15 protein-coding genes are annotated in these 15,873 nt (G+C 73.0%); 11 read left to right on the top strand and 4 right to left on the bottom strand.

Going from position 1 to position 15,873, the window contains the following annotated elements; translation table 11 throughout:
* Nucleotides 1-5: 5 nt before the first annotated feature.
* On the bottom strand, nt 6-638 hold the full coding sequence (locus OM98_RS02730; protein WP_010533036.1) for a TetR/AcrR family transcriptional regulator: 633 nt from the start codon (nt 636-638) through the stop codon (nt 6-8).
* Between the two features lie 87 nt (nt 639-725).
* Here OM98_RS02730 and OM98_RS02725 point away from each other — a divergent pair, with 87 nt between their 5' ends.
* The 9 genes from OM98_RS02725 (at nt 726) to OM98_RS02685 (ending at nt 11,268) form a co-directional block, all read left to right on the top strand.
* Nucleotides 726-1,376, top strand: a complete 651-nt coding sequence (locus OM98_RS02725; RefSeq protein WP_139017550.1) for a hypothetical protein — start codon at nt 726-728, stop codon at nt 1,374-1,376.
* Nucleotides 1,377-1,525: 149 nt separating this feature from the next.
* Nucleotides 1,526-2,635, top strand: coding sequence for a LacI family DNA-binding transcriptional regulator (locus OM98_RS02720; protein WP_010533034.1), 1,110 nt, complete (start codon nt 1,526-1,528; stop codon nt 2,633-2,635).
* A gap of 310 nt (nt 2,636-2,945) precedes the next feature.
* Nucleotides 2,946-4,331, top strand: coding sequence for an extracellular solute-binding protein (locus tag OM98_RS02715; RefSeq protein WP_010533033.1), 1,386 nt, complete (start codon nt 2,946-2,948; stop codon nt 4,329-4,331).
* Nucleotides 4,328-5,209, top strand: coding sequence for a carbohydrate ABC transporter permease (locus OM98_RS02710; RefSeq protein WP_010533032.1), 882 nt, complete (start codon nt 4,328-4,330; stop codon nt 5,207-5,209). The genes OM98_RS02715 and OM98_RS02710 overlap by 4 nt, the downstream gene beginning before the upstream one ends.
* Nucleotides 5,210-5,270: 61 nt before the next feature.
* Complete coding sequence (locus OM98_RS02705; protein WP_010533031.1) at nt 5,271-6,101, top strand: carbohydrate ABC transporter permease; 831 nt, start codon at nt 5,271-5,273, stop codon at nt 6,099-6,101.
* A 104-nt stretch (nt 6,102-6,205) separates the two neighbouring features.
* Complete coding sequence (locus OM98_RS02700; protein ID WP_139017549.1) at nt 6,206-7,600, top strand: glycoside hydrolase family 32 protein; 1,395 nt, start codon at nt 6,206-6,208, stop codon at nt 7,598-7,600.
* A gap of 223 nt (nt 7,601-7,823) precedes the next feature.
* Complete coding sequence (locus OM98_RS16335) at nt 7,824-8,618, top strand: TetR/AcrR family transcriptional regulator (protein WP_175285938.1); 795 nt, start codon at nt 7,824-7,826, stop codon at nt 8,616-8,618.
* A complete protein-coding gene (locus tag OM98_RS02690; protein ID WP_010533028.1) occupies nt 8,615-9,550 on the top strand; it encodes an ABC transporter ATP-binding protein in 936 nt (311 codons plus the stop codon). Before OM98_RS16335 ends, OM98_RS02690 begins: the two co-directional genes overlap by 4 nt.
* A complete protein-coding gene (locus OM98_RS02685; protein WP_010533027.1) occupies nt 9,547-11,268 on the top strand; it encodes an ABC transporter permease in 1,722 nt (573 codons plus the stop codon). The genes OM98_RS02690 and OM98_RS02685 overlap by 4 nt, the downstream gene beginning before the upstream one ends.
* Nucleotides 11,269-11,295: 27 nt before the next feature.
* Here OM98_RS02685 and OM98_RS02680 read toward each other — a convergent pair whose 3' ends face one another.
* The 3 genes from OM98_RS02680 to OM98_RS02670 are packed head-to-tail and all read right to left on the bottom strand — an operon-like array spanning nt 11,296 to nt 12,778.
* A complete protein-coding gene (locus tag OM98_RS02680; RefSeq protein ID WP_010533026.1) occupies nt 11,296-12,060 on the bottom strand; it encodes a GNAT family N-acetyltransferase in 765 nt (254 codons plus the stop codon).
* Entirely contained in the window at nt 12,057-12,413 is a 357-nt protein-coding gene (locus tag OM98_RS02675) for an SRPBCC family protein (protein ID WP_010533025.1), read from the bottom strand. The genes OM98_RS02680 and OM98_RS02675 overlap by 4 nt, the downstream gene beginning before the upstream one ends.
* Nucleotides 12,410-12,778: an ArsR/SmtB family transcription factor gene (locus tag OM98_RS02670; protein ID WP_010533024.1), complete on the bottom strand. Its 369-nt coding sequence runs from the start codon at nt 12,776-12,778 to the stop codon at nt 12,410-12,412. The genes OM98_RS02675 and OM98_RS02670 overlap by 4 nt, the downstream gene beginning before the upstream one ends.
* A gap of 916 nt (nt 12,779-13,694) precedes the next feature.
* Between OM98_RS02670 and OM98_RS02665 the strand changes: the two genes are divergently transcribed.
* Nucleotides 13,695-14,945, top strand: coding sequence for a quaternary amine ABC transporter ATP-binding protein (locus OM98_RS02665; protein ID WP_010533023.1), 1,251 nt, complete (start codon nt 13,695-13,697; stop codon nt 14,943-14,945).
* Nucleotides 14,942-15,850: an ABC transporter permease gene (locus OM98_RS02660; RefSeq protein ID WP_010533022.1), complete on the top strand. Its 909-nt coding sequence runs from the start codon at nt 14,942-14,944 to the stop codon at nt 15,848-15,850. Before OM98_RS02665 ends, OM98_RS02660 begins: the two co-directional genes overlap by 4 nt.
* Nucleotides 15,851-15,873: the final 23 nt, after the last annotated feature.

Below are 15,873 nucleotides of genomic sequence, written 5' to 3'. Positions count from 1 at the left end.
CGGGGTCAGCGGCTCGGGGCCCGCTCCGCCGCCTGACGGGCGACGACCTCGTCCCACAGGCCCTGCGCCGGGTCCGCGGTGCCGACGAAATGGCCGCCGAGCTCCAGGGTCAGCAGCCCCACCAGCTGGGAGAGGTCGGCCAGGGTGCGCGCGAGCGTGGTGACATCGGTGCCGAGCTGCGCGGCCGGCTCCCGCAGCTGCTCGGCCAGGGCGTCGGGAGGGGCCCCCGACACCGCGCCGACCTGGAGGAACACCGCGGCCACGCGGGCCGCGGCGGTGATCGTCTCCTCGGGGGCGCGGTAGCCGGGCACCGGGGTGCCGTAGATGAGCTGGAACTCGTGGACGTGTGCGAGGGTCCACTCCCGCAGCGCATCGGCCGCGGTGCGCCAGCTCGGGCTGCTGGCGGCGACCGTGGTCTCCAGGTGCTCGGCGAGTGAGGTGTAGGCCGCCAGCACGAGCTGGGTGATGAGCTCGTCGCGCGAGGCCAGGTGGCGATAGACGGCGGAGGGCACGATGCCCGCGCGGCGTGCCACCTCCCGCAGGGAGAGCGCCGGGGCGCCCTGTTCGCGGATCACCTCGCCGGCGGCCTCGAGCAGGCGGCGGCGGGTGGCGTCCTTGGCATCGGCGCGGCTGGTCATGCGCTCATCCTACGACACCAGTGAACAGTGTTCTCTCATGTGCTATTGTCCGTTGAGAGAACGGTGTTCACTCATATGGAGGTCGTCATGCAACCCACCACCCGCACCGCAGTACTCGCCCTCGGCTCCGGCCTGGCCTTCGCCGCCTTCCCCCTGCTGCGCCCCTGGGGCGACACCGGCGGAGGCCCGCTGGACATGGCGGCCGCCTTCGCCTCTGAGTGGTGGGTCGCCGCCCACGTCTCCGGAATGCTCGGCTGGGCCCTGTTGGCTGCGGCCCTCCTGAGCGGGGCGAATGGCACCGGGACTCGACGCGCTGCGGCCGCGGTCGCCGCCGGCGTCGCCGCCCTGCTCCCGTACTACGGCGCCGAGGCCTTCGCCCTGCACGTGCTCGGCGAGGCCGCGCTGGCCACCGGGAACCCGGCGCTGGCGGCGCTCGAGGAGCCGATCCGCGCTGATCCCTGGGCGATGACCCTGTTCGGGACGGGGCTGCTGCTCGCCGGCGTCGGCGTCCTGGCCTTCGCCGTGCTCGCCCGACGCGGTGGGGTGCGGGGGAGTGGGGTGCTGCTCGGAGGGGCCGTCCTGATCGCGCTCTACCTGCCGCAGTTCTTCGCCCCCGACGTGGTGCGCGTGGCCCACGGCCTGCTGCTGGGTCTGGCCCTCGCCGCCTGGGCGGTGGCGCTGCTCCGGACCGCTGGCGCCCCCGGGGTCGATCGACCCGCTCCGGCCCTGTCCGCCTGACGCCCCGCGCGGCGCCGCGTCCGGGAATCTTCCACCTGGTTGGAAGATTCCCGGACATCGCGGCGCCGTGAGCTCGCGTGGGCGGGTGGGGCCGGCGGTTGCGCGCGCACGGGCTGGGTGCGCGGCGGCGTCGGCCATAAGGTGGGGTGATGAGCCCCGCCTCCCGTCGTCCCACCTCCCGAGACGTCGCGGCGCACGCCGGGGTCTCCCGCGCCACGGTCTCGATGGTGCTGAACGACCGGGTGGAGGGCACCGTCGCCGAGGCCACGCGGCAGAAGGTGCTGGAGGCGGCCCGCGAGCTCGGCTACACCCGCTCCGCCGTCGCCCTCTCCCTCAAGCAGCAGCGCACCCGCACCATCGGCCTGATCACCGACGAGATCGCCACCTCGCCCTGGGCCGGCCGGATGGTGCGCGCCGCCTCGCGGGTCGCGGCCGAGCACGATCACATGGTGATCACCGTGGACCTCTCCCTGCGGGACTACAGCCTCGAGGACGCCCTGCGGATGCTCTCCGAGCGGCAGGTCGACGGGTTGGTCTACGCGACGATGGGCAGCGCCCGGGTGCGTCTGCCCCCGCTGCCCGCCTGGCCGCCGATGGTGCTGCTGAACTGCGAGGACGCGACACCTGGGCGGGATCTGCCCGGGGTGGTCCCCGATGACCGCGGCGGCGCCCGGGAGGCCGCCCGCCGCCTGCTGGACGCCGGGCACGAGCGCCTGGTGATGCTGACCGGCGCCGACGAGTCCGTGGCCGTCGCCGAGCGCGAGGCCGGCTTCCGTGAGGAGCTGGAGGCCGCCGGGCTCCCGGTGCGGATCGTCCCCACCGGCTGGCAGATGAGCGACGGGATGCGCGAGACCCGTCGCCTGCTCGCCGAGGACGCCCCGCCCACCGCCCTGTTCTGCATCCGCGACCGCGTCGCCGCCGGCGCGATCCATGCCGCCGCGCTCGCCGGGGTGGATGTGCCGGGCGGGCTCTCCGTGATCGGTTTCGACGACGAGGACTTCTTCGCCGGGGACCTCACGCCGGCCCTGACCACCGTCGCCCTGCCGCATGCCGAGATGGGGGAGCGGGCCATGCGCCGCCTGCTCGCCCGCATGGGCAGCGCCGACGGTGAGGCACCGGCCTCCTCGGAGACCTCCACCAGCGAAGACACTGTGAGCAGCGAGGACGACGGGACTGACACTGCCGGCCCGAACCGGGAGCTGGTCCCCTGCCCCCTCGTCGAGCGCGCCTCCGTGGCGGAGCCCATCGCCCACGGCTGAGCCGCCACGGCGCGGGCTCCTCCGCCCGGGACTCCCTGTGCCGTGCCGCCCGCACATGGGTCACCCGGACCCTGCGTCGCTCCGCCTGCAGCCCTCCTGATCGGTGCCCGGGAACGGCCCGGGCGGTGCGCGCGCCATCCATGTCGACCCACCTGCTTGACGCGGTGCCCTGTCGGGCGCATACTCGTGCTCAACTTCGACACGTGTAAAAGTCACCGCGTGGAGAGGCCGCGACGGCGGCGAGCACGATCGGCCCGCCCCGCACCCCCGCAGCACATCCCCCGCACTCGACGACGAGGAGCATCCCCGCATGGTCGACCGATCCACCCTCACCCGGCGCGCCCTGCTCGGCGCCGCCGGGGCGGCCGGGGTCGCCGGCACCGTGGCCGCCTGGCCACGCCTGACCGGTGCCGACATCCCCGGCCGGGGCGAGGACGCCCTGACGATCCTCATCCTCGGCACCGCCCAGGACGCCGCCGGCCGCCAGGTCATCGCCGACGCCTTCATGGAGGAGCACCCGGACATCGCGGTGCGCATCCAGTCCGTACAGGCCACCGACTGGGGCGACTTCTTCGCCAAGATCCTCACGATGGTCGCCTCCGGCACCCAGCCGGACATCGTCTACACCGCCACCGAGGGCGCACAGCTCTTCGCCGAGCGCCTCGCCCTGCCGCTGGACGACTACCTGCAGCGCGACGCCGAGGAGATCCGCGACTACTTCGAGGACGTCCACCCCAGCCTCATCGAGGCCTTCATGTACAAGGGCTCGCTGTACCAGCTCCCGCTGGACTTCAACGCGGCGAACATGTACCTGAACCTGGACGTGCTCGAGCGCAACGGTCTGGAGATGCCCGGCGAGGACTGGAGCCGCGACGACTTCTCCGAGCTGCTGCGCGGCATGCAGGGTGACGCCACCCCCTACTACTGGACGAACCGCCTGTTCGGCGGCATCGTGCCCTGGCTGTACGTCAACGACACCTCCTTCCTGACCGAGGAGAAGGCGAGGGGCGGCGAGCAGTTCTGGTCGACCTTCTACCCGGGTGAGGAGCGCTCCGGCGGCTACCTCTGGACCGGCTCCAACGCCACCGCCGAGCCGGTGCACGAGAGCTTCGAGTACCTGCGCTCCCTGGTCGCCGACGGCCTGGCCGTGCGCCCCGAGGAGGGCGGCGGCAACACGCTGGTGGGCCTGTTCGCCTCCGGCCGCATCGGCACCACCCCCGCCGGCGGCTACTGGGTGCAGGGCCTCGCCGAGGGCGGCATGCGCCCCGAGCAGTACGACGTGCAGTTCTTCCCGCGCTGGCGCTCCCAGCGCCACCAGTTCGGCGCCGCCGGCTACGCGGTCATGAAGACCACCCGGAAGGCCGACCAGGCCTGGGAGTGGATCAAGTACACCGCCTCGAAGGAGGCGATGCAGCTGGCCTTCCCCACCCCCTCGACCACCCCCACCCGCCGCTCGATGGTCAACGACGCGCTGTACGCGGGCGTCGGCCCCGAGCACTGGTCCCGCTTCTACGACACCCTCGACCGCTTCCCGACCTCGGGGCCGATCCCTGCGCCGCCCCAGCAGGCCGCCGTCGAGACCGCCCTGATCCGCAACGTCTCCACCGCGCTGTCCGGGGGTGCCGCCGGGGTCGAGCGATCCCTGCAGAACCTCGATCGGGACCTGCGCGCCGTCTTCGCCGAGGAGGACTCATGAGGACCGACCGTCGCAGCCGCCTGATGACCTGGCTGTTCCTGGCCCCCACCATGATCGGCGTGGGCATCTTCGTGGTGGTGCCCATCGTCGGCTCGCTGCTGCTGGCCTTCTTCCGCTGGGACATCATCACCTCGCCCCGCTTCGTGGGGCTGGCGAACTTCACCGAACTCGCCACCGACCGCACCGTCGGCATCTCCTTCCTGAACACCGCGGTGTTCGTGGCAGTCGCCGTGCTCGCCCAGCTCTGCATCGCGATGCTGCTGGCCGTGCTCGTGCAGTCGAAGATGCCGAGCTGGATGCGGGTGTTCTTCCGCTCCACCTTCTTCTTCCCGCTCGTGCTCTCCGCCGCCAGCGTCTCGATCCTGATGAAGTACCTCTTCAACGAGAGCTACGGCGTCATCAACTGGGCGCTGTCCCTGGTGGGCATCCCCGCCGTGCCCTGGCTGACCAGCCCCCAGTGGGCGATGGTCGTCGTCATCGCGGTGTACGTCTGGCAGAACTTCGGCTTCTCGTTCCTGCTGTTCGTCGGCGGACTCTCCGCGATCCCTGGCGACGTCTACGAGGCCGGGGCGATCGACGGCGCCACCGGCTGGCGCCGTTTCCGGCACCTCACCCTGCCGCTGGTCAGCCCCACCGTGCTGGTCGCCTCGGTGATGGCCATCATCACCGCGCTGCAGGTCTTCGACCAGCCCTACGTGCTCACCCGCGGCGGCCCCGGCGACTCCACCCGCACCGTCGTGATGGTGATCTACGAGAGCGCCTTCCGGCAGCTCGAGTTCGGCCGCGCCAGCGCCATCGGCCTCGTCCTCATGCTGCTGATCATGCTGGTCACCGCCGCCCAGTTCCGCCTGGCCCGACGATTCGTGTTCTACCAGTGAGCGCCGCGATGACCGTGCCCCGCCCGCCTCGCCCGCTCCGCGCCGTCCCCGGAGGTCACCGATGATCCGCCGCCTGAAGAACCCGACCACCCTCGCCACCTACGCGGTGCTGCTGGTCGCCGCCGCTCTCACCCTGGGCCCCGTCTGGTGGACCTTCACCACCTCCCTGCGACCCGCCGCCGAGTCCTTCAGCCTGCCGCCCAGTTTCTTCCCGCTGGATCCGGACTTCTCCAGCTATGCCGCCGTGTTCGAGCAGATCCGGGTGCCGCTGCTGGTGCTGAACAGCGGCCTGGTCACCCTGCTCATCGCCGGCGGGCAGATGATCACCGCGGCCATGGCCGGCTACGTCTTCGCCCGCATGGAGTTCCGCGGCAAGAACGCCCTGTTCGCCATCGTGCTGTCCACGATGATGGTGCCCGCGCAGGTCACGATCGTGCCGGTGTTCATGCTGATCCGCGGCATGGGCCTGTCCGACACCCTGCTGGCGCTGATCATCCCCGCCATCCCCACCGCCTTCGGCACCTTCCTGATGCGGCAGTACTTCCTGGGGCTGCCGCTGGAGCTGGGGGAGGCCGCCGCCATCGACGGCGCGAGCCCCTGGCGCACCTTCTTCTCGATCTACGCGCCGCTGGCCCTGCCCGGCATGGCGATCGTGGGGGTGCTGGCCTTCAACTTCCACTGGAACGAGTTCTTCCGGCCGCTGATCTTCATGATCTCGGAGGAGAACTACACCCTGCCGCTGGGCCTGGTCACCCTGCAGGGCAACCTCGGCACCGGCTCGATCTCCATCGTGCTGGCCGGCGTGATCCTCTCGATGATCCCCGCCGTGGTGGTCTTCCTCTTCGGCCAGCGCTACCTGCGCGAGGGCCTCACCGCAGGGGCCTCGAAGTGACGGCCTGGACCAGCACGGATCCCGCCCCGACCGGCACCGTGCCCGCTTCCTCCGATGGCGTGCCCGCTCCGGCCGCCTCCCCCTCCGCTCCCCGAGAGGACCGCATGACCGCCCCGCACTTCCCCGCCCTGCACCGGGTCCACCCGCTGGGCTGGATCAACGACCCCAACGGCATCGTCCGCGTCGACGGCCGCTGGCACGTGTACTTCCAGCACAACCCCTTCTCCGCCCGCCACGAGCGGATCCACTGGGGGCACATGTCCTCCCCGGACCTGGTCAGCTGGCGCGAGGAGCCCCTGGGGCCGGTGCCCCGCCCGGGCGAGGCCGACCGCGGTGGCTGCTGGAGCGGTGTCGCCACCCGCGAAGGCGGCCGGGAGGGCGCCGCCCTGGTCTACTCCGGGGTCGACGACAGGGACGTGCAGCTCTCCCAGGTGGTCGTTGCCCGCACCGATGCGGCGCTGGAGCACCTGACGGAGCCGGGGCACGTGGCCGCCGGGGTGCCCGAGGGCCTGGACCTGCTCGGCATCCGCGACCCCTTCCTGGTCGAGCTGGACGGACGCCGCTGGGCGATCCAGGGCGCGGGTCTGCGTGACGGGACCGACGAGCAGGGGCAGGAGCGGGTGGTGCCCGCGCTGCTGCTGTTCGACGCCACCGACCTCGACCACTGGGAGTACCGCGGCTCGTTGCTGACCGGCGAGGACACCCTGGCTGCGCAGCACGCCCCGGCCGACATCTGGGAATGCCCGCAACTGGTGGAGGTCGACGGCCGCTGGGTGCTGTTGCTGTCGCTGTGGCTGCGCCCCGAGCGGGTCGCCCGCTCCACGGTGCAGGTGAACTACCTGGTGGGGGACCTGGTCACCGACGAGGCCACGGGTCTGCCCCGCTTCGTGCCCGAGGCCGGGGGTCGGGCCGACCTGGGCCCCGACTTCTACGCCCCGCAGGCCGTGGTCGACGCCGCGGGGGAGCGGGTGCTGGCCTGGGGTTGGTCCTGGGAGGGCCTGGACCGCGTCCAGCAGCAGACCGACGAGCAGGGCTGGGCCGGCTGTCTGACCTTCCCCCGTGAGCTCGGCCTGGTGGGGGACCGCCTGGTGATGCGGGCCCCGCGGGAGCTCGAGGCCCTGCGCGGAGCGGAGCTGCCGACCGTTCCGGCGGGGCCGGCGGGCGGATCCGCAGCGTCCGGCGATGGCGCCCCCGCTGCCGTGGGGGCCTCCTGCCCGGACGGGGCGGCCGGCGAGGTTCTCGACCTGCCCGCCCCCTTCCGGGCCGAGGTCGAGCTGACCGGCGCCGCGACCGTGGAGCTGCACCGCGCCGACGGCCGGGTCGAGACGGTCATCGAGCTTCCCGGCGGCGCGGCGCGCCTGCTGACCGACGGCGGCATCCTCGAGCTGCTGCCGGCTGCCGACACCCCCTCGACGGTGCGGCTGTACCCCGAGGCGGACGACACCCTCACCCTGCGTGGCCACCTCGGGCGCGCCTGGGAGCTGCGTCTGCCCGCCTGACCCACCCGCCACGCCGCCCGCCGGGCCACCGACGCCGTGTCCGGGAATCTTCCACCCAGCTGGAAGATTCCCGGACACGGCGTCCTGCCTGGGGAGGCAACGGGAGGTGCCCGACATCTTGCGCCACCGTGAACGGACGTTTACGCTCGGAGCTGGCTCGTGAACACGTGTTCACAGTGGGATTCCCGGAGCTCGACGGCACGGGAGGGAAGCGATGATGGGCATGGCCGACACCGAAGCGCACGGCGCACCGCAGGACCTCGACCCGCTGCTGCGGGCCGCCATCGGTCGCTTCTCGCGCGAGGGCTTCGGCGCTCCGCTGCGGGCCATCGCCGCCGACGCCGGGGTGAGCGCGGCCCTGCTGGTCAAGCGCTACGGCTCGAAGGAGGCGCTGCACGAGGCCGCTGACGAGGCGGTGCTGGAGTGGATCCGGCGGGTCAAGAGCGAGAGCATCGGCTCCGCCGCGCGCGGCACCCTGATGCTGACCCTGCCCGCCGCGCAGCGCGAGGCCTCGGTGCTGCTGGGGTACATCGTCCACGCGGTCCTCGACGGCGGGGCCCTCGGCCGCCACCTGCTGGATCAGATGGTCACCGACGCCGAGGGCTACATCGCCGAGGCCGTCGCCCAGGGGCTCGCCCGCCCCAGCCGCGACGAGCGCGCCCGCGCCCGCTACCTGGTGCAGTCCGGGCTCGGCTCCCTGCTGGTCTCGACCCTGCTCGGCCCGTCCGCCGCCCCGCCCACCGGCGGCACATCCTTCGCCGCCCCGCCCACCGGCGGCACATCCTTCGCCGGCACGCCCCCCGCCGGCACGCCCTCCGGCGACACCCGCTCCGCCGACGGCGCCGACACCGGTCGCGACGTCGTCGCCATGCTCCACCGGCTCGAGGAGGAGACCACCCTGCCCGCCCTGGAGCTGTACACCGAGGGGTTCTTCACCGGCCCCGCCGTCTTCGAGCAGTACCTCGCCGGCCGCGACCGGGCCGCGAGCGACCCCACCGAGCGGGAGGCGACCCCGTGACCCCCATCGACATCCGCGGCCTGACCAAGCGCTTCGGCTCCTTCACCGCCCTGGACGGACTCGACCTCACCGTCGGTCCGGCCGAGGTGCGCGGCTTCCTCGGCCCCAACGGCGCCGGCAAGTCCACCGCCATCCGGGTGCTGCTGGGACTGCTGCGCGCCGACGGCGGCACCGTGCGGCTCTTCGACGGCGACCCCTGGGCCGACGCCGTCGCCCTGCACCGCCGCCTCGCCTACGTGCCCGGCGACGTCGCCCTGTGGCCGAACCTCTCCGGCGGCGAGGCCATCGACTACCTCTCCCGCCTGCGCGGCACCCCGGACCCGCGGCGCAAGGCCGAGCTGCTGGAGCGCTTCGAGCTCGACCCGCGCAAGAAGGCCCGCACCTATTCCAAGGGCAACCGGCAGAAGGTCGCGCTGGTCGCCGCCTTCGCCAGCGACGCCGAGCTGTTCGTGCTCGACGAGCCCACCTCGGGCCTGGACCCGCTGATGGAGGCCGTGTTCACCGAGTGCGTGCGGGACCGCGCCGCCGAGGGGCGGGCCGTGCTGCTGAGCAGCCACATCCTCTCCGAGGTGGAGAAGCTCTGCGACACCGTCACCATCATCCGCGCCGGACGCCCCGTGGAGGCCGGCACCCTCGCCGAGCTGCGCCACCTCACCCGCACCCGCGTCAGCGCCGTCGTCCGCGGCGACGCGAGCGCCGTGCCGGGCCTGGACGGCGTGCACGACGCCCGCAGCGAGAGCGTCGAGGAGGGCACCCGGCTCACCCTCGACGTGGACGACGCGGCCCTGTCCGCCGTGCTGCCGCGCCTCACCGACGCCGAGGTGGTCTCCCTGACCGCCACCCCGCCCTCGCTCGAGGACCTGTTCCTGCGCCACTACGGCGACGAGATCGGGGCCGACGACGGGGTGCCCGCGACGGGGGCGGGGCGATGAGCACAGCCACCGGCACCACGGCCCACCGCGTACCCGGCCACCGCACTCCCAGCCACCGCGCAGAGACCCCCGCCGAGCAGCGTCGCCACGCCCACGTGCTCGCCGGCACCGGGCGCCTGGCCCGGCAGATCCTGCGCCGCGACCGTCGCCGGATGCTCATCTGGGCCGCGGTGATGTCCGTATTCATCGCCTACTTCGCCGTGGCCCTGAGCACCGTCTTCGATGCCTCCGCGCTCGCCGCCCGCGCCGCCGTGATGCGCACCCCCTCCGGCATCGTGATGGGCGGCCCCGGCTACGGCCTGGACGACTACACGCCGCTGGTGGCCGTCGCCAACGAGGGCACCACCTGGATCGTGATGGCGCTGTCCGTGATGGCGATCCTGCACGTCGTGCGGCACACCCGCGCCGAGGAGGAGAGCGGCCGCGCCGAGCTGGTGCGCGCCGGGGCTGTGGGTCGGATGGCCCCCGCCGTCGCCACTCTGGCGACCCTTGCCGCCCACCTGCTGGTGATCGCCGTGCTCAGCGCCCTGGCCACCTTCGCCTCCCAGGGGGAGGACACCTCACTGGTCGACGGCCTGGGCCTGATGCTCGCCAGCGCCGCCTCCGCCCTGGTCTTCGGGGCGGCCGCCCTGGTGGTGGCGCAGATCGTCAGCACGTCCCGCGGCGCCGTCGGCCTCTCCCTGGCCGTGTTCGGGGCCGCCTTCGCGGTGCGCTCCGCCGGGGACCTGATCGCGCTGGAGGGCTCCACCCTGTCCTGGTTCTCCCCGCTGGCCTGGGCGCAGCAGATGCGGGCTTTCGTGGACCTGCGCTGGTGGCCGCTGCTGCTCTCCTCGGCGGCGACCGCCGCGCTGCTGGGGCTCGCGAGCGCCCTGGCCGCCCGCCGCGACCTCGGCCAGGGAATGGTGCCGGCCCGGCCGGGTCACCCGGGTGCCCCGGGCCGGCTGCGCGGCCCGGTGGCGATGGCGTGGCGGCAGCAGCGGGCGATGCTCGGCTGGTGCAGCCTGGGCCTGGGGCTGCTGTGGTTCGGCTCCGGCAGCATGCTGGACGCCCTGGGTGACATGGCCACCGACCTGGTCGCCGAGACCCCCGCGCTCGGCGCCCTGTTCGGGGAGGACCCCGACGGCTTCATCACCTCCTTCCTCGCCGTGATCATGCTGTCCGTCGCGCTGTGCGCGGGGGCCTACGCGATCGTCGCCACCCATCAGCAGTGCCGCGGCGAGGAGTCCTCGGGGCGGCTGGAGCTGGTGCTGGCCGCCCCCGTGTCCCGCACCGGCTGGTTCGCCGCGCAGCTCGCGGTGGCGCTCGCCGGGGCAGCCGTCCTGCTGGCCGTGTGCGTCGGCGCGATCTGGGCCGGCGCCGCGCTGGTGGGGGTGACCGAGCCGGGATCCGGCGAGTACGCGACCGTCTTCGCGACCCACCTGCCGGCAGTGCTTTCCTTCGCGGCGGTCTCGGCGCTGCTGTACGGCTGGGCGCCGCGGCTGGCCGGGCTGTCCTGGCTGCTGCTTTCCGCCGTGCTGGTGATCGGCATGTTCGGCGCGATGTTCGAGTTCCCGGAGGCGGTGCTGGGCATCTCGCCCTTCCACTGGGTGCCCGCGCCCTTCGCCGCGACGGAGGGCGGGGACCTCGCTCGCACCCTGGGCCTGTCCGTCGTGGTGCTCGCCCTGCTGGTGCTGGCGCTGCTCGGCTTCCGCCGCCGGGAGATCCGCTCCGGCAGCTGAGCCGAGAGGGTGCCCGTCCTGGCTGAATCAGTCCTGCGGGACGAGGGCCTGGGCGAAGACCACCTCGCGACGCCGGGTGAAGCCGAGCGCCTCGTAGGCGGCGATCGCCCCGGTGTTCTCCGCGGCCGCGTGCAGGAAGACGCCCTCGCCGCGGGCCCGGATCCCGTGGGCCACGTCGAGCACGAGCGCGGAGGCGAGACCCTGGCGGCGGGCGGAGGGGTCGACGGCGACGGCGCTGATCTCGGTCCAGCCGGCCGGGTGCAGGCGCTCCCCGGCCATCGCCACCAGGCGGCCCTCGCGCCGCACCCCGATGTACCGCCCGAGCTCGTGCGTGCGCAGGAGGAACGGGCCCGGCCGGGTGCGGGCGGTGAGGTCCAGCATCTCGGGCACGTCCTCCGCGTCCAGCTCGACGGCCTCGGCGCAGGGCCGCGGGGCCAGGGCCGGGGTCTCCACCAGCTGCACGCCGGGAAGCCGGAAGCGCCACTCCCAGTGCGCGGGCAGGGGTGGCTCCACGTGCGCCATGGTCACGGCTTCGCCGGGGCCGAACAGCTCCCGGATCGCCTCCGGGGTGCCCGGGTCCTCGGGCACCGGGAAGGCGACGAAGGGAGAGACGTCGGCGGGGAAGCGGCGGACCAGCGCGTTCCCCTCGGCCAGATGGGCGTGCGCTCCCGCGAGGGAGGAGGTCACCGGGTCGTCCAGCACCGCCTCGTCGCGACCGGAGAGGGTCCGCTCCGCACCGCCCTCCGGGACGGGCGTCGCGGTCGGGCGCTGCGGGTCGGGCGACGTGCTCACCCGCTCACCGTAGTCGCGCCGATGCCCTCCCCGCCGAGGGGCGCGGAGGGCGTCGGGGGAACGGCTCGGGCGATCAGCGCGTCGATCTGGTTCATCGCGCTGCGGGTGCCCTCGACCACGCCCATGTCCAGCACCGTCTGCAGGGCCTCGGGGCTCGCACAGGTGGTGACGTACACGGCGCGGGTGCCGCCCTCGACGGGGGTGAAGGTCGAGACCGAGACGCTCTCCGGCAGCTCCGGGTTGCGGGCGAAGGTCTCGTCGGCGAAGCCGTCCCGAAAGGTGAAGGAGCGCGGCTCGTCCACCGCGTCGACCTCCCAGCAGCCGGAGAACTTCTCGCCCTCGGGACCGGTCATGGAGTAGGTGGCGCGGCCGCCGGGGGGCGGTCGGCGCTCCCCTCCTCGGCGAGGAGCGCGTCGATGCGGGTGATGCGATCGCGCCAATGGGACTCCAGCTCGGTGAGCAGGCGGGCCACGGCGCGCAGTTCCACGCCGTCGGCGCTGGCCAGGGACTCCCGGCCGCTGCGTCGTCGGGTGATCAACCCGGCTCCCTCGAGCACCGCCACGTGCTTCTGCACCGCGGTGAGGCTCATGTCGTAGGAGCGGGCCAGGGTGGAGACCGAGTGCTCCCCGGCCAGCACGCGGCGCAGGATGTCGCGGCGGGTGCGGTCGGCGAGGGCGTGGAACCAGGCGTCGGCGCGGTCCTCGGGGTCTCCGGTCATGCTCAGAACCTACAACCCAGTGGTTGTGGGTTGTCAAGCGGTGCGGGTCGATCCGGCCGCCGGCGTCCACCTCGAGGGGGTGTGCCTCGGATCGCGTTGCTGTCCGAGTGATGCGATGACCTGCGGCGATCCGTCGACCTCGACCGGGTCCGGAGGTCGAGGCCCGCCGGACCCTCAAGAGGCTTTGTCATCGGGGCAAAGGAAACGTAAAGTTTAACCGTCTCCGTCGGGCACCGGCGGTCACCACCGCGACCGCGCCCTTCCCCGGGCGACGAGCCTCCCGGCCTGCCGGGTGGCGTGGTCGGTGGGGCCTCGCGAGTCCGTCCGGGTGCGGGACGAGATCGGGGAGGGATCCCCGAGGGGAGAGCAGGGGTCGGGCGCACGGTCGCCCGGCCCCTGACGCGTGCCCGGCCAGTCCGCCCCTGCCCGAGGTCCGCGGCGCCGACGACGGTCGTGACGGCGGCCCGCATTCCGTCCGGAATCCGGGGTTTCGCACCCCGGCGGCACACCGATCCGCATGGCGTGACCGAAATGTGACATCCCGGTCCGCAGGAGCCCCGGAAATGTCCGCAGCAGCCGACCCGGATTCGTACGTCCCCACTGGCCACCGGCCCATTCCATGCCCCGCCACCGGAGCGTGGACGACGGGCGCCACGGCCGTCTCTTCGCCGGATTCCGCCGGTCATGGCGCTGCCGGGGCCGCCGGCGCGCTTGCCGCGACCGCCGCCCGCTTGGGACCGTAGAGCGTCGGGCCGATGCCCCTGCGTGCCCCGACGGGGTGACCGGTGTGCATTCTGCGGGCCGATTCCGGATTCCCCGGGATCGGAGCGTGGGGGTGCATTCCGGGGTGCGACGGAAATCGTCGAGCCGCCCCTCGCAGCACATTCGCACGATCTTCCCCGTTCGAAGGAGCCCGATGCCCGTCATCACCGCCGACGGCCTCTACAAGGTGTTCGGACGCCGCCCCGAACGCGGCGTCGAGGCCCTCCGTCAGGGCCGTTCCCGCGCCGATCTGCGCGAGGACGGCCTCACCGCCGCCGTCATCGACGCCTCCTTCGAGGTCGAGCCCGGGGAGATCTTCGTGGTCATGGGGCTCTCCGGCTCCGGCAAGTCCACCCTGATCCGCATGGTCAACGGCCTGCTGCCCGCCACCGCCGGCGAGCTCCGCATCGCGGACCGCGCGCTGACCTCGATGAAGCCCGCCGAGGTCCGCGAGGTGCGCCGCAAGCGCATCTCGATGGTCTTCCAGCACTTCGCCCTGCTGCCGCATCGCACCGTGGGCGAGAACGCCGCCTACGGCCTCGAGATCGCCGGCGTGAACCGCGCCGAGCGCGAGAAGCGCGCGAACGAGGCGCTGGCCATGGTGGACCTCGAGGGCTGGGGCTCCTACCCGCCCTCCGCACTCTCCGGCGGCATGCAGCAGCGCGTGGGCCTGGCCCGGGCGCTCGCCGCCGGCACCGACGTGATGCTCATGGATGAGGCCTTCAGCGCCCTGGACCCGCTGATCCGGCGCGACATGCAGGACCAGCTCGTCGAGCTCCAGCAGCGCCTGGAGAAGACCATCCTGTTCATCACCCACGACCTCAACGAGGCCATGCGCATCGGCGACCGCATCGCGATGATGCGCGACGGCCGCATCGTGCAGGTCGGCACCAGCGAGGAGATCCTCAACGAGCCGGCCAACGACTACGTCTCCCGGTTCATCCAGGACGTCGACCGCTCCCGCGTGCTCACCGCCTCCGGCGTGATGGAGCAGCCCCCCGCCGTGCTCGGCGCCGGACAGGGCCCCCGCGCCGCCCACAAGCTGCTGCGCGAGACCCAGAACCCCTGGCTGGTGGTGCTGCGGCGCGACCGCACCCCCGCCGGTGTGCTCTGGGAGGAGGACGTCGCCCGCGCCGTGCGCGAGCAGACCGAGGACCTGCCCTGGTCCGCCGAGCACGAGATGCCCGTGGTGCGGCATGACGCCCCCATCGCGGACCTCTTCGCCGCCTCCGCCCGCCACCTCAGCCCGCTGGTCGTCGTCGACGACGAGGGACGCTTCGCGGGCGTCATCCCCCGCGTCACCCTGCTGACCGCCGCCGGCGCCCTCGGTGGCGAGCAGGACGCCGTCACCACCATCACGGGCGGCACCCCCGTCCTCGACACCACCGGAGGGGAGACCCGATGAACGGCACCGACGAGTTCTTCCTCCGCATCCCGCTCGGCGACTGGGTCGACCAGGGGCTCGACTGGCTCAAGGCCAACGTCGAGTGGCTGTTCGACGCCTTCAGCTGGATCATCCTGCTGCTGGTCGACAACCTCACCGACGCGCTCCTGTTCCTGCCGCCGCTGGCGATGATCGCGATCTTCGCCGCCATCGGCTGGCTGGTGCGCTCCTGGCCCTTCGCCATCGGCTCGGCCCTGCTGTTCTTCCTCGCCCTCACCTTCGACGTGTGGGAACCGATGATGCAGACGATGGCGCAGGTGCTGATCGCCGCCGCCATCGCCGTGCTGATCGCGGTGCCGCTGGGCATCCTCGCCGCCATGAACTCGACGGTGAGCGCCCTGATCAGACCGGTGCTGGACTTCATGCAGACGATGCCCGCCTTCGTCTACCTGATCCCCACGGTGGTGCTGTTCGGCATCGGCCTGGTGCCCGGGATGGTCTCGACCGTCATCTTCTCGATGCCCCCCGGCGTGCGCATGACCGAGCTCGGCATCCGCCAGGTCGACTCCGAGACCGTCGAGGCCGGCGAGTCCTTCGGCGCCACCCCCGGGCAGATCCTGCGCGGCATCCAGCTCCCCCTGGCCGTGCCGACCATCATGGCCGGCATCAACCAGGTGATCATGCTGGCCCTGTCGATGGCCGTGGTCGGCGGCATCGCCGGCGCCCCGGGCCTCGGCCAGGAGGTCGTCCAGGCGATCACCTCCCTCAACGTCCCCATGGGCGTCGAGGCCGGCGTCGGCGTGGTGCTGCTGGCGGTCTACCTGGACCGTCTCACCGCCGCCCTCGGCGACAAGCACGCACGCAACACGTCCCTGCTCACCCTCCTGACCAAGGCGCGGGCGCAGCGCGCGACCGCCTTCGCCTGACCCCCAGACCCCGGGACGGCGCC

Origin of the sequence: Brachybacterium squillarum M-6-3 (genome assembly GCF_000225825.1) — a bacterium.
GTDB lineage: Bacteria > Actinomycetota > Actinomycetes > Actinomycetales > Dermabacteraceae > Brachybacterium > Brachybacterium squillarum.
This window is presented reverse-complemented; position numbering and strand designations above follow the sequence as displayed.

Bases quoted from the DNA above. Each gene is read 5' to 3' on its own strand.
- OM98_RS02715 (WP_010533033.1), top strand. From the start codon at position 2,946: ATGGTCGACCGATCCACCCTCACCCGGCGCGCCCTGCTCGGCGCCGCC.
- OM98_RS02700 (WP_139017549.1), top strand. From the start codon at position 6,206: ATGACCGCCCCGCACTTCCCCGCCCTGCACCGGGTCCACCCGCTGGGC.
- OM98_RS02665 (WP_010533023.1), top strand. From the start codon at position 13,695: ATGCCCGTCATCACCGCCGACGGCCTCTACAAGGTGTTCGGACGCCGC.
- OM98_RS02710 (WP_010533032.1), top strand. From the start codon at position 4,328: ATGAGGACCGACCGTCGCAGCCGCCTGATGACCTGGCTGTTCCTGGCC.
- OM98_RS02725 (WP_139017550.1), top strand. From the start codon at position 726: ATGCAACCCACCACCCGCACCGCAGTACTCGCCCTCGGCTCCGGCCTG.
- OM98_RS02660 (WP_010533022.1), top strand. From the start codon at position 14,942: ATGAACGGCACCGACGAGTTCTTCCTCCGCATCCCGCTCGGCGACTGG.
- OM98_RS02730 (WP_010533036.1), bottom strand. From the start codon at position 638: ATGACCAGCCGCGCCGATGCCAAGGACGCCACCCGCCGCCGCCTGCTC.
- OM98_RS02675 (WP_010533025.1), bottom strand. From the start codon at position 12,413: ATGACCGGTCCCGAGGGCGAGAAGTTCTCCGGCTGCTGGGAGGTCGAC.
- OM98_RS16335 (WP_175285938.1), top strand. From the start codon at position 7,824: ATGGCCGACACCGAAGCGCACGGCGCACCGCAGGACCTCGACCCGCTG.
- OM98_RS02720 (WP_010533034.1), top strand. From the start codon at position 1,526: ATGAGCCCCGCCTCCCGTCGTCCCACCTCCCGAGACGTCGCGGCGCAC.
- OM98_RS02670 (WP_010533024.1), bottom strand. From the start codon at position 12,778: ATGACCGGAGACCCCGAGGACCGCGCCGACGCCTGGTTCCACGCCCTC.
- OM98_RS02685 (WP_010533027.1), top strand. From the start codon at position 9,547: ATGAGCACAGCCACCGGCACCACGGCCCACCGCGTACCCGGCCACCGC.
- OM98_RS02705 (WP_010533031.1), top strand. From the start codon at position 5,271: ATGATCCGCCGCCTGAAGAACCCGACCACCCTCGCCACCTACGCGGTG.